This window comes from Candidatus Amarobacter glycogenicus, from assembly GCF_016704105.1.
Lineage (GTDB): Bacteria > Chloroflexota > Dehalococcoidia > Tepidiformales > Tepidiformaceae > Amarobacter > Amarobacter glycogenicus.
The window spans coordinates 131830-143969 of the sequence record NZ_JADJAT010000006.1 but is presented as its reverse complement, the minus strand read 5'-3'; the positions used below and the strand labels follow the sequence as shown (position 1 = coordinate 143969).

General features: G+C 65.6%; 12 protein-coding genes, 1 tRNA gene and 2 pseudogenes. 8 read left to right on the top strand and 7 right to left on the bottom strand.

What is annotated here, in order from left to right:
• Positions 1-10 precede the first annotated feature (10 nt).
• On the top strand, positions 11-1165 hold the full coding sequence (locus IPG14_RS10150) for an FAD/NAD(P)-binding oxidoreductase (protein ID WP_343391711.1): 1155 nt from the start codon (positions 11-13) through the stop codon (positions 1163-1165).
• Between the two features lie 47 nt (positions 1166-1212).
• On the opposite strand, the gene IPG14_RS10145 is transcribed toward IPG14_RS10150, so the two are convergent.
• The 3 genes from IPG14_RS10145 to IPG14_RS10135 form a co-directional block, all read right to left on the bottom strand.
• Positions 1213-1287, bottom strand: a tRNA-Gly gene (locus IPG14_RS10145).
• Positions 1288-1337: 50 nt separating this feature from the next.
• On the bottom strand, positions 1338-1883 hold the full coding sequence (locus tag IPG14_RS10140; protein ID WP_343383903.1) for a hypothetical protein: 546 nt from the start codon (positions 1881-1883) through the stop codon (positions 1338-1340).
• Positions 1884-1929: 46 nt separating this feature from the next.
• Complete coding sequence (locus IPG14_RS10135; RefSeq protein WP_343383904.1) at positions 1930-2415, bottom strand: 6-pyruvoyl tetrahydropterin synthase family protein; 486 nt, start codon at positions 2413-2415, stop codon at positions 1930-1932.
• Positions 2416-2515: 100 nt separating this feature from the next.
• Between IPG14_RS10135 and IPG14_RS10130 the strand changes: the two genes are divergently transcribed.
• Complete coding sequence (locus tag IPG14_RS10130; protein WP_343391710.1) at positions 2516-3364, top strand: DRTGG domain-containing protein; 849 nt, start codon at positions 2516-2518, stop codon at positions 3362-3364.
• A gap of 124 nt (positions 3365-3488) precedes the next feature.
• Positions 3489-4136: a hypothetical protein gene (locus tag IPG14_RS10125; protein WP_343391709.1), complete on the top strand. Its 648-nt coding sequence runs from the start codon at positions 3489-3491 to the stop codon at positions 4134-4136.
• An 18-nt stretch (positions 4137-4154) separates the two neighbouring features.
• Here the strand turns inward: IPG14_RS10125 and IPG14_RS10120 are convergent, their stop codons facing one another.
• Complete coding sequence (locus IPG14_RS10120) at positions 4155-4916, bottom strand: arylamine N-acetyltransferase (protein WP_343391708.1); 762 nt, start codon at positions 4914-4916, stop codon at positions 4155-4157.
• A 4-nt stretch (positions 4917-4920) separates the two neighbouring features.
• Entirely contained in the window at positions 4921-5595 is a 675-nt protein-coding gene (locus IPG14_RS10115) for a zinc ribbon domain-containing protein (protein ID WP_343383908.1), read from the bottom strand.
• Positions 5596-5711: 116 nt separating this feature from the next.
• On the opposite strand from IPG14_RS10115, the pseudogene IPG14_RS10110 reads away from it, so the two are divergent.
• From IPG14_RS10110 to IPG14_RS10090, 5 genes and pseudogenes are all read left to right on the top strand, one after another.
• Positions 5712-6980: pseudogene (locus IPG14_RS10110) on the top strand (UvrD-helicase domain-containing protein); the annotation flags it as partial.
• 404 nt (positions 6981-7384) lie between these two features.
• Positions 7385-7498, top strand: a pseudogene (locus tag IPG14_RS10105) (3'-5' exonuclease); the annotation flags it as partial.
• A gap of 24 nt (positions 7499-7522) precedes the next feature.
• Positions 7523-7885 carry a hypothetical protein gene (locus IPG14_RS10100; protein WP_343391707.1) on the top strand — a complete coding sequence of 121 codons (363 nt, stop codon included), beginning with the start codon at positions 7523-7525 and terminating at the stop codon, positions 7883-7885.
• Entirely contained in the window at positions 7882-8736 is an 855-nt protein-coding gene (locus tag IPG14_RS10095) for a mechanosensitive ion channel family protein (protein WP_343391706.1), read from the top strand. Before IPG14_RS10100 ends, IPG14_RS10095 begins: the two co-directional genes overlap by 4 nt.
• 37 nt (positions 8737-8773) lie before the next feature.
• The gene (locus IPG14_RS10090; protein ID WP_343391705.1) at positions 8774-9838 is read left to right on the top strand and encodes a hypothetical protein; all 1065 of its coding nucleotides are present in this window, start codon (positions 8774-8776) and stop codon (positions 9836-9838) included.
• Here IPG14_RS10090 and IPG14_RS10085 read toward each other — a convergent pair.
• The gene (locus tag IPG14_RS10085; RefSeq protein ID WP_343391704.1) at positions 9835-10722 is read right to left on the bottom strand and encodes a hypothetical protein; all 888 of its coding nucleotides are present in this window, start codon (positions 10720-10722) and stop codon (positions 9835-9837) included. The two genes, IPG14_RS10090 and IPG14_RS10085, sit on opposite strands and share 4 nt — an antisense overlap.
• A gap of 55 nt (positions 10723-10777) precedes the next feature.
• Positions 10778-11950 (bottom strand): acyl-CoA dehydrogenase family protein, encoded by a 1173-nt coding sequence (locus IPG14_RS10080; protein ID WP_343391703.1) that lies wholly within the window; start codon positions 11948-11950, stop codon positions 10778-10780.
• Positions 11951-12140 lie beyond the last annotated feature (190 nt).

Below are 12140 nucleotides of genomic sequence, written 5' to 3'. Positions count from 1 at the left end.
GGAGATTGAAATGGCCGAGAACAGTCCTCAACGCGTTGTCGTGCTCGGCGGCGGCATTGGCGGCCAGGTCGCCGCGACCCGGCTCAAGCAGAAGCTTGGGTCGGCGGCGCGGGTGATCCTGATCGAACGATCCACCACCTTCACCTTCGCCCCCTCCCTTCTCTGGCTCATGGTTGGCAAGCGCCAGCCGAAGACGATCACGCGGGACTACTCCGGGCTCTCACGGCGCGGCGTCGAACTCGTCCATGAAACCGTCACCGGTATCGACACCTCGGCATCCGAGGTCCAGACCGAGTCCGGCGTGGTCGGCTACGACCATCTCGTTGTCGCTTTGGGGGCGGTGCTCGATCCGGAGCGCATCCCCGGCCTCTCCGAACACACGCATCATCCTTATGACCTTCCCTCGGCGGAGCGCCTTCGCGACGCACTCCACCGCTTCACCGGTGGGCGGGTGACCGTCGCCATCGCGTCGCTTCCCTACAAGTGCCCGGCTGCCCCATACGAGACGGCGATGCTCATAGATGGTTACCTGCGCCAGCGGGGCATCCGCGATGTCTCGCAGATCGCCATGTACACCCCCGAGCCGCTCCCGCTCCCGGTGGCGGGGCCCCAGGCGGGTTACAGCGTGGCGGCCGAGCTCGCCGCGCGGGGTATCACCTTCCACCCGCGCACGCCTCTCGAAGGGGTCGAGCCAACCGCACTGCGTTTCGGCGGGGAGCTGGTCCCGCACGACCTCGCCGTCGTCATTCCTCCCCATCGCCCGCCGGATGTTATCGCGAAGAGCTCCCTGGCTGGTCCGAATGGCTGGATACCGGTCGACCGGGCCACCTTGCGCACCCGGGCGAGCAACGTCTACGCAATCGGCGACAGCACCGTCATCCCGCTCGAAAACGGCCTCGCCCTCCCGAAGGCCGGCGTGTTCGCCCACGGCGAAGCCGAAGTCGTCGCCGAGAACGTCGCCCGCCGCATCCGCGGGGACCTCCGGGAAGAAGCCTTCGACGGGCACGGCACCTGCTTCCTGGAGACCGGTGGAGGCAAGTCGGGGCTCGCTCGAGGCGACTTCTTCGCATCTCCCGTGCCGAAGGTGGCGATGCACCGCCCTGGGCGTTCCTGGCATGCGGCGAAGATCGCCTTCGAGCAGTACTGGCTGCGGCGCTGGCTCTGAGACTCGCCCAGCAAAAAGCCCGCCGGGTTGGCGGGCTTCGATAGTCTTGGAGCGGAAGACGAGGGTCGAACTCGCGACCTCCTCCTTGGCAAGGAGGCGCTCTGCCACTGAGCTACTTCCGCGCTCCGATTGAGTATAACAGGTGCCCCGTTTCAGGGAATCGAGGTGTCGCTCAATCGCCGAGGAGCGTGGTGTAACCCAGGCCGATGACCTCTTCGGTGTAGGTCGAGCGCCAGCCTGGGTCGGGGATGGGCACATGGTTCTCGCGGAACCAACGGTGGAGCTGGAGGTACTCCTCTTCCAGGCGTAGCCGCCAGGAGTCTTCCTCCTTGAAGAGCTCGGGATCGACCTGGTCGAGGCCCTTCGCCATGTCATCGAAGTCGACTTCGATCTCTTCTTTCCAGTAGGTGGCGAGGTAGTCGATCGAGTCTTCCAGGTTCCGCCGGCACTCGTCGATAAGGACGCTCATCATGCCCGCTTCGTCCATCAGCTCGCCGTTCACGCGATATTGGCGCGCGCACGGTTCGCAGACCACCACGAGCTTGCGCGCATCACAGTCCGACTTGTCGGTGCATTCCTTGCAGCGCGTGGCGAATTCGGCTGCGGCCGCTTCGCGGGTGTAGCCCACGATCATCTGCTCGCCCATCGCGCCGCACGCCTGGCAGGTCATCTTCTCCGACAGGATGTCGTTGATCGCTTTGTCCCAGTCGAGCTGCATCGCCTACCTCCACTGCCAGCAAAACCGCCTCGAAAGGGAGGCGGCTTCACATCTCGACAGTATACCAGCCCGTCTGCCCCGGCATTTCCTCGATCCCAACCGAAAGTTTCCGCAGGTGCGTGGCGCCCTGTTCTCGCAGTGCCGCCAGCAACCTCCCGGCGAACCACTCGCTGATACATTCGCTCGTCGTGTTCTCGATCGGGAGGGGATACACGTCGGATTTCGGAAACGTGTAGGACTTGCCCCGGTACGAGACGGTCCAGGACTCCGCCGACTCCACCATTTCCAGGTGCTTGCTGTTGCGCTGGAGGAGGAAGTGATGGTCCAGGTCGTCGGTCAGCGCCCGCGCCGCACGCTTCACGGCGCCGAAATCCCACACCCAGGAGTCCTCCGTGAGCTCGCCTTCGAGTTCGATGATGACATCGTAGTTGTGGCCGTGGAGCGGTTCGCAGGCGCCCCCGAAGGTGGCCATGTGGGCGGCAGCGAATCGGAGACGGTTGCGTTCGACGGTGATTCGGCGGGTGGCAGGCATGGCTCCATCCTAGCGGAGGCCGAATAACCGGTCGTTGCGTTGTCTCAACCCGTGCCTTTCGTCACAATTGCGCTGGCGCTCTGGCGCCGAGGACGGGTCGATGGCAGTGATTTACGTAGGTTCGGCACAACCCGGCGAAGGCAAGACCGGCGTCGCGGCGGCCATTGCCCGCAAGCTCGCCTATTCCGGCACCCCTGTGCGTCTCGTACGCCTGGCAGAAGCGGGAGGCAATGCCCCCGCGGATGCCGCCTGGTTCGCTTCCTTGGATTTCGCGCCCGGCTCCGCAGATGAAGCCGTGGCTGCGATTCCCGCCGTGGCGCCGGGCGAGACGCTGGTCGTCGAGGGGCCGCTCGCCGCCTACCCGGGCGGCGATGCGAAGCTGGTCGTTGTCGCCGCAGAAAAGAAGCCCGCCGCTCCCGCAGGCGCCGCCGCCGTTGTGGTCACCGGAGTCGATGGCGTCACCGGCGTCCATGTCACTGAAGGCGCGCCATCCGTCCTCGAACTTGGTGAAGACCGCGTGCTCGCAGGCTTCAGCGTCGCCGAAGCGCAGGCCGCCCTCCACGCCGAAGTCCTGGTGGAAGGCGACACCGGCGCGACGAGCGACCACCTGGTCATCGCCCCGATCGGCTCCGATGCGGGACAGCCATACCTCCGGCGCTTCGAGTCGAAAGCCGTCGTCGTACGGTTCGACAAGACGGACCAGCATCTCGCCGCCCTCCGCGCAGACCCCAATGTGCTCATTCTTACCGGTGGCCGCCGGCCGTCGGAATACCTTTTCGATGCGGCGTCGGCGAAGGGCATCCCGGTGCTCCTGAGCCGCACTGACACCGAAAACACGGTGATCGCACTGGAGGGCGTGTTCGATCACACCCGCTTCCAGGGAGACCGCAAGCTCGACCGAATGGCTGAACTGCTCGAAGGCAGCGGACTCTTCGAAGCGCTCGCCTGAGCTGGCCGGCGGGATCGGCCAGCCGAGGCGCCGGGTCAAGCTCCTCGTCTTTGGCCACAGCGACACCGACGGTTCGCGGCTCGCAAATCAGAGAGACGGCTGGCCGTGGGCCCTCCAGGACCTCGTGCATGAGGCAGGAGTCGAAACGGAGGTCGTCCATCGCCTGCTCTTCGCCGGGCCCTCCGCTGCCTCCTTCGTTGAACGCCAGCTCGAAAAGGAGCGTCCCGACTTCGTCGTCATCGCACTTTCAACGTACGGTGTCGTCGTCCAGCTCGTTTCCAACCGGCTGCGCGAACGCTTCGGACAGCCCGTGGCCTCGGCTGCGGAGCGCTTCGAGCGGTTCGTTTCTCGCCATCCGGCCAGGCACGGGTCGAACCAGGAGCGCGCCCTCACGGTCGTCCGCCGGGGAGGGCGCCGGCTCATCGGGACTCGCCCTTCGCTCACCCTCTCGGGCCTTCTCGAGAGCTACACCGACTGCTTCAGCGTCCTGGCCCGAGCAGAGAACGTCCACACTATCGTCCTCGGCGGGGCGTCCTACACACGGCAGCTCGCGCATTTGAACCCGCGGCTCTACGAGACCCAGGCAGAGGTCGGACGCACGCTCAGGGCTGCCGCGCTTGAACGGCACTTCGACTGGATCCTTCATGAAGACCTGCTCGGCAGTGGGGAGACGCGGCTCGGGTTCTTTCAACCCGACGGCGTCCACACCGACGAGCGTTCTCAGCGCCTGGTCGCAGAAGCCCTGCTCCCTTTGGTGCTCGCGAAGGTGTGAGCGAGGAGTGTCTTTCGTTTACAGGACGATGCCGAAGTGTTCGGACAGTGCGGGACCGACTCCTTCCGGGGCCACCTCTCGCTCTTCCCTCGTGTCCCCTGATGCGATAGTCAGGCGCCCGGGCGAGTAGCTCAGCCGTCCGTGGTCCGTGCTGAGCGAAACCACGTCTCCCCGGGTGAACGCCGAATCCGGTGATGTCTGGAGCCAATGACAGACGCCGGCAAATTCACCTAGCTCCCGCGGCTGCAGCGTCAGGACATACGTGCGGGGAGCCTGCGGCGCCAGCCACGGATCCAGGCAGGTGACCAACCAGTGATCGCCATCGTTCGCCACCGTGTATGTGGAGGCGCCGGATGTCTGAGGCCCTCGTTCACTCAGGCGCAGCGGTTGTGCTACTCGTCCCCCGAAACCGACGTCGGCAAGCCAGGGTTCGTCGAGATAGACGGCGAGCGCCATGTGGCTCAAAGGCTCGCCCAATTGGCCGGACGCCGCCAGCACGCGGCCCCCGAGGATGTCCACTTTGAATCCGATTTCCCGCAAGGCCCATGCGAACAGACTCGTCAGTTCCAGGCAGAATCCCCCTCGCCCGCGAGTCACGATCTTGTCGTAGTTGTGGTCCAGGTCGACGACGATTGGGACTCCCCGCTGGATGTCCAGGTTTTCGAAGGGGACCTGCAAGAAGTGCGCGCGGTGCATGCCCCGGAGCGTCTCGACCGTTGGAGCAACCGGCCCCTCGTATCCGATTCGCTGAAGGTAGGCGGGCAACAACGGTGCTGGCATCCGACTACTCTCCTATGACCGGGCCATCTTCCGTGGCGCCGGCGGCCCGGCCGCGGGTGCCGAAGGGATCCGGGCGGACTGGTGTGGGGTTGTTCAACGGTTGAGGGCGCTGTATCGGCCGGCTCGGCTGTGCCCGCTGTTCCTGGGCCGGCGCCTGGGGGCGTGGTGCGACGGGCTGTGGGCGGGCCGCCGCCGCGGGCGGGCGCACCGGGCGCGGCGCCATGCCTTCGCGTGGGGGCTTTTCCAGTCCGCAGTACGGGCACGTCACCCAGGCATAGCTCAGCGGCTTCGAACACTGGCGGCAGGCTTCCTTGAGCTGGGTCCGGCAGCTTGGGCAAACCAGGTAGTCATCCTTCACCCGGCGCTTGCAGGTTGGGCAGGCCTTCTGGTCTTCCAGTTCCTGGAGGAGGGTCTCTTCTTCGAGTGACCGTTCGTAGAGCTCGCTCAGCGTCTGGCGGGGCCGGACAATCAGGTAGATCCAATGTCCCGGGAAGTTGAAGATCAATACCAGCAGCACGGCCGCCGTCTGGAGGATCGGGTCGCGGGTTCGCTGGCGAATATCCCGGTAGGTCCAGAACACGGTCGCGATCCAGAAGGCACTGAGGAAGATGACGGTGAACACGATCCCGTACTTCAGGGTCGCTTCCCAGGATCCGCCTGGCCACGAAATCAAGAACATGTCCAACTGTTCCCCTCGCGCTTCCCGCCGCGCAGCAGAGCCACTGTAGCGCAGACAAATACTGGAGGCGAAACCGAAATGGATAGGGCGAGTGAGCGAATGCTAGAATCCCCTGGATGGAGACGATTGCCAGCCAGGCCGAACTGCTCGAGGGTCTGAACGAGCCCCAGCGGCAGGCGGTAATGCACGGTGACGGCGCCGTCCTCATCCTCGCCGGACCCGGCAGCGGCAAGACGCGCGTCATCACGCATCGCATCGCCCACCTCGTCATCGAGCACCGCATCGCTCCGTGGCGCATCCTCGCCGTGACGTTCACCAACAAGGCAGCCCGCGAGATGCGCGAACGCACGGCCAGGCTCCTGGGCGAGGACGCCGCCAGCCTCCACATGGGCACATTTCACAGCATGTGCGCCCGCTGGCTGCGCATCGACGGCAGCGCCATTGGCCTGTCCCCGGATTTCGTCATTTACGATGATGCGGACCAGGTTGCGCTGGTGAAACGCGTACTCGAAGAACTCCATGTCGACCCTCGCCGGTTCACGCCCCGAGCGGTCCTCTCCGCTATTTCGAACGCCAAGAGCGAGATGCTTGTTCCCGAGGCCCTCCTTTCGACGGTTCGCGGCTACGGCGACGAAGTAGTCGCCCGCGCCTACGCCGCCTACGAACGTGCGCTGAAGGCCGCCTCCGCTGTGGACTTCGATGACCTGCTGCTCTACGCCGTGCGCCTGTTCGAAGTGCCGGAGATGTTGCAGAAATACGCGAACCGCTATCAGCACGTCCTCGTCGACGAGTTCCAGGACACCAACCCGGTGCAGTATCAGCTGGCGCGCAAGCTGGCCTCCGGCCACGGCAACATCACCGTCGTCGGGGACCCGGACCAAAGCATCTATTCCTGGCGGGCCGCCGATGTCCGCAACGTCCAGTATTTCGAGCGCGACTTTCCGAACTGCGCCGTCTACCTCCTCGAACAGAATTACCGCTCGACCGGCGCCATCCTCGAAGCAGCCGATGCCGTCATCGGTAAGAACCCCGGGCGCCACCCTCGCAAGCTCTGGACCGACCGCCAGGGCGGCGACCTCATCACGACGTACGATGCCTACAACGACGAGGAAGAGGGCGAGTTCGTCGCGAAAGAGACTAGCCGCCTGGCGACGGACGGGCGTAGCTATGGCGACGTCGCGGTGATGTACCGGACGAACGCGCAGTCACGTGCCGTGGAAGAGGCGCTCGTCCGTCATCGCATTCCCTATCGCCTGATCGGCGGAGTGCGCTTCTACCAGCGCCGCGAGATCAAGGACCTTATCGCCTACTTCCGGCTCGCGCAGAACCCACGAGATGAAGCCAGCCTGCTGCGCGTCATCAATGTCCCCGGGCGGGGCATCGGCGACAAGACCGTCGACCGCCTGGATGAGTTCGCGCGCGAGAACGGAGTGACCCTCTGGGATGCCTGCGAAGGCGTCGCCGGCGGGCTTGGTGCGGCCATCACCGGGCGCTCGGCCGCGGCGGTCGCGGGCTTCGTCCACATCATCAACCGCCTCCAGGCTGATGCTGGGCGCCCCCTTCCCGAATTGCTGGACCAGGTGCTCACGCTCACGGGCTACGCGAAGTACCTCCATGACGGTGGCGACGATGCCGAGGACCGCATCGAGAACGTGCTCGAACTCCGCTCGTTGATGACCGAGTACGAGGACGTGGGCGGCGACCAGGGTGACCTCGCAGCCTTTCTCCAGGACGTTGCCCTCGTCGCTGATGTCGATGAGCTCCGCGAGGGCGTCCCGCCGTCACCCTCATCACGCTTCACGCCGCCAAGGGCCTCGAGTATCCGGTCGTCTTCCTCATCGGCCTCGAAGAGGGCGTCCTTCCCCACATCCGCTCGTTCGACGACCCCCGCCAGATGGAGGAAGAGCGGCGCCTCTGCTACGTGGGTATGACGCGGGCGATGGACCTCCTCTACCTCTCGCGTTCCTACCGGCGGTTCTCATTCGGCCAGCAGGCAGCGAACCCGCCGTCGCGCTTCCTGAACGACGTACCGGCCCACACCAAACGACCATACGGGAGCACCGGGCGTTCCTACGCCGAGGCCGCGGCTGCGCCTTCGATGTTCGAGAACGTCGAGCCGGCCGAGGACTCGATGTGGTCCGCCGGAGACCGAGTCGCCCACCCGAAGTTCGGCCCCGGCGTCATCGTCAGCGCCCAGAAGAACGGCAGCGACGTCGAGTATGTGGTTGCCTTTGAAACAGCCGGGACGCGGCGGTTGCTGCAGAGCTACGCAAAGCTGGTGCCCGCGTGAGCCCGTTCCTCGCCCTCACGCAGAGCATCGAGCACTGGGGCATCTGGGAAGATGGCCACGTTGCCCGCCTGCTTTTCGCGCTTGGGTTCCTCGTCATCCTCGCAGTCGTCTTCCGCGTCTTCGTCTCCCGCGTGCTCAGTCGCGCGCTCGCCCGCGCCGTCAGCATTCGCCTGGAAGAGCGTGCCGCGATCGAGCGGCGCGTGCGCACCCTCGCCACCACCCTCAACTGGGGCTTCCGCGTCCTGCTCGTCTTCGTCGCCGCCGGCCTCATCCTGAGCGAATTCGGCCTGAACGTGTCCGCGCTTGTGGCGAGCGTCGGCATCGTCGGCATCGCTCTCGGCCTCGGCGCCCAGACGCTCGTGAAAGATGTCCTGAACGGCATGTTCATCCTCATCGAAGACCAGTACGCCGTCGGCGACACGGTCACCGTCGCGAACATCACCGGCGAGGTCGTCGAAATCAACCCGCGCCGCACCGTGCTCCGTGACAGCGAAGGCAACGTCCACACCATCCCCAACAGCGCAATCACCGTGGCGACGAACCGGACGGCCGGCCTGAACCGGTTCGTCATCGAACTCGAAGTGCCGTTCCGCGAGGCCGACCAGGCAGCCGCCATCGTGAACCGTGTCTGTTTGGAGCTCGCGGCCGAACGAGGTAACGAACTCACAGCCCACCCGCGGCTCGTCCAGCAGGAGGCACTGCCAGGCGGACAGGTAGGGCTCAAAGTCGCCGGAGACTCTCACTCCGCGGCGAAGTGGTCCCTCGAAGCGGACCTCCGCCGCCGCCTCAAGCGCGCATTCGATGCCGAGCGGCTGGAGATGGAGTTCGCGGGCGACCGGGCTGGGAAGTGAATTGTCGGGCGATCGAATCCGCTCGAAAGGGACTGGCATGAACCTACCATCGCCCCGCGAGGGCAGTCGGGTTGCACGGTTTGGAGCGATTGCGTTCGCCTGCTGCCTCGCTATCGGCGTCGCGTACCCGGCGAACACCAGGGCGCAGACGACTCCTACTCCCGTTCCTTCCGCCGCGGCGCCCTGGCCGGCGCCGACCGGGTTGCGCCTCGAACAGTCGGTCCAGGTGACGAGCCCAGACGGGTCTTTTGTCCCGTCCGCGCAGCGCCAGGCGACCTCTTCCCTCACCTGGGATGCGGTGCCTGGCTTCGCCGGCCCATACGTGCTGGAGCGGGCGCGGGCGGCGTACGGGGCAACCGGGCCGCGGCAGTGGGAGGGGTTCGCCACCGTGACCGGAACATGGTTTGTGGAAGAGCCCTACCCATTCCTCGACCTCTTGGCCTTCCAGCGTTGCTACCGGGTGGCGACTGCCCTCGATGGACTGGCCGGCGCTTTTTCTACAGAGGTGTGCACCGTGGCTCCGCCCACGTCCGCCCCCGAGCCATCAGCCGAACCGTCGTTCAACTACGACGTCGTCCGCGAAGTCGTCGTCCCTCTCTTTGGGAACGACGGGCGAACCCACTACGTCACCCTCTCGCAGGACACGGCGGGAGTTGTCCGTGTGCGGCTCAGCCTCTTCGACTTCGCACCCCTGACTTACAACATCGTCCTCTTTCGCAGAGGCGACTGCTCCCAGACCGCGAACTACGGCCCCGAGGATGTCATCCGCCCCAACGTCTCGTTCACCGTGGACTCGGTCGCGCTTGTCGTGCAGTTCTTTAACACCGGCAGCATCACACTCACCGCCGGACCGAAGAGTATCTACGACGCCGACGGCACGTCGCTCGCCGTCTACCGCCCGGGTTCAGGCGGTACTGGTCTGCTCGCAGCCTGTGCAGTCCTTGCAGGCCCGCCCGGCGCGCCGGACACGGGTACAGGCCCCGCGGGCCCGTCTGGTGTACGGCCCCGCTACCGGGACAAGGGCGCGGTGGTTGCCGCTGCAATGCTTGCTACGGCCGCGGGTCTCTTTGCGATGCATCGCCGAGCCCGACGCCCGAACTAGAACCGCAACTCGATTTGGTCGATGCAGACCTTGTCGCCGTCGCCGCCGTCTATCCGCCCGGCTGCCGGCACCACGAGCCGGCCGAGGATGCGGTCGCCTTCTTTCCAGAACCGCGTTTCGGTCGGCTCCGGCGGGTAGTGGGGCGCCGGCAGGCTGCCGATCGTGATCTCCGCGAGCCGGGCGACATCGCCGCCTGCGAAGACCCGGCTCGCATCCGAAATCACCAGTCCCATGTTTCGCGGGCCGTGCGTCAGGGGCGCAGGGTTGCCCTCCTGTAGAACAAAGTGCGTCGTGTTCCAGTCGCCAGAAGGGACGGCCCAGTCGAACGTCACGTTCACGTCGGTGTCGTGCGCCACGACCTGGTCGGGCGCGCGCTCCGGAATGGCGATGCGCGGCGGTGTTAGTGCCCCCGCGCCTTCGGGAGCGCAGCCGAGGAGGAACATCAGCATCCAACCCTCGAGCAGTTGGGCGCCGCTCGAAACGTCGTGCACCTCGAAGTTGAAACGCACAAGCGCATGGCCCTTCGATGTCCCGCCGACCTCGGTGATTCGCGAGGAGACCCGGCCGCGGCCCGCCTGCGGCACCGCGCCGAAGAACTTCGCCAAACCCGATCCCCAGCGGCCCACCTGCTGCCAGTTCGCGTATCCGCCGATGAGCTGGTCCATCACTTCGTCGCGGTTGCGGGCCAGGAGCGCTCCGTTGAACGGGACCATGGGGTGGCCGGCCGCGCCGGAAGTTTTCATCATCCGGGAAACGTCCGGCGCTTCCCTGATCGAGCACCCGGTCGCCCGAGCGAGGAGCTGCGATGTCTCCCAGGTCCACGCGAATTCGTAGTCGGAGAACGTTGTCCCCGCGATCTCCAACGGCACTCTCAGGTCGCCCATATCAGTCCCCATCTTCCTCGTGAGTTGTGAATCCAGAGTCGCGGATCGTGAACGCCTAGACCGGGTATTCCTTCACGATGGCCCGCGCGATGACGATCTTCTGGATGTCGCTCGTGCCCTCGGCGATGATCATGAGCGGCGCGTCGCGGTAGTACCGCTCGAGCGGCAGCTCCTTGCTGTAGCCCACGCCGCCGTGAATGCGCAGTGCGTCCAGCGCGCACTCGTTCGCAATCTCGGTGGAGTAGAGCTTGGCGATCCCGGCATCGAGGTCGCTGCGTGCCCCCGAGTCCTTCTTTCGGGCGGCGTCGAGCGTCAGCAGCCGGGCCGCCCGGATCTTCACGAGCATTTCGGCGAGGCGGAGCTGCTGGGCCTGGTGCTCGAAGATCGGCTTGCCGAAGGCCTCCCGGATCTGTGCGTAGCGGATGGAGTCGTCGAAAGCGGCCTGCGCCACGCCCACGCCGCGCGCGGCGACGTTGATACGGCCGACTTCGAGCGCGCTCATGATGTGCTGGAAGCCCCGGCCTTCGCCGCCGCCGAGCACCTGCGTGGCGGGTACGCGGCAGTCGTCGAAGGTCAGCTCGGTGGTTTCAACGCCCTTATAGCCGAGCTTTTCGAGACGCCGGCCCGGCGTGAAACCCGGCGTGCCCGCGTCGACGAGGAAGGCGGTGATGCCCTTGTGCCGCGGGTTGGCGGTGACGTCGGTCTTGGTCATCGCGAGGTAGACGCCGGCGCGGTGGCCGTTCGTCACCCACATCTTCTGGCCGTTGATGATGTAATCGTCGCCGTCGCGTTTCGCTGTGGTCTTGATTGCCTGGGCATCGGAACCGGCGTCCGGTTCCGTGATGGTCAGGGCGCACCGGATTTCCGGCTCGACCAGCTTCGGCAGGTACTTCTGCTTCTGCGCCTCGGTGCCGTACTCGCTAATCGCATAGCCGACGAGGACGTGCGTGTTGATGATGCCGGCGAGGCTCATCCAGCCGCGTGCCAGCTCCATGCAGACACCCGCATAGCATTCGAACGAGAGGTCGAGACCGCCATACGCCTCCGGGATCTTGATCCCGAAGAGGCCCATGTTCGACATACCCTTGAGAAGGGGTTCCGGGAACTCATCGGCGTGTTCGAACTCGCTCGCGACGGGCTTGACTTCGCGGTCCACCCAGACGCCAACGTTGTTGACGATCTCCTGGGCGAGGGGGTCGGCGATATCGGCGGAGTAATCTCGTGCCATGAAGCTTCCTGTGTTCCTGGAGGAGTGTGCGGGCCAGTATCTCGCAGCTACGCAATAGAAACGAAGGCGCACGCTTACGCCCGAACAAAGCCCGCGAAGGCTCACGGGGACACTCGCGTCAGGGGACGAAAATGCTTAGGATGACCTAAACAATGTTGGCGGCGGCTCGGTCATGGCTGCCCGCGAAGGA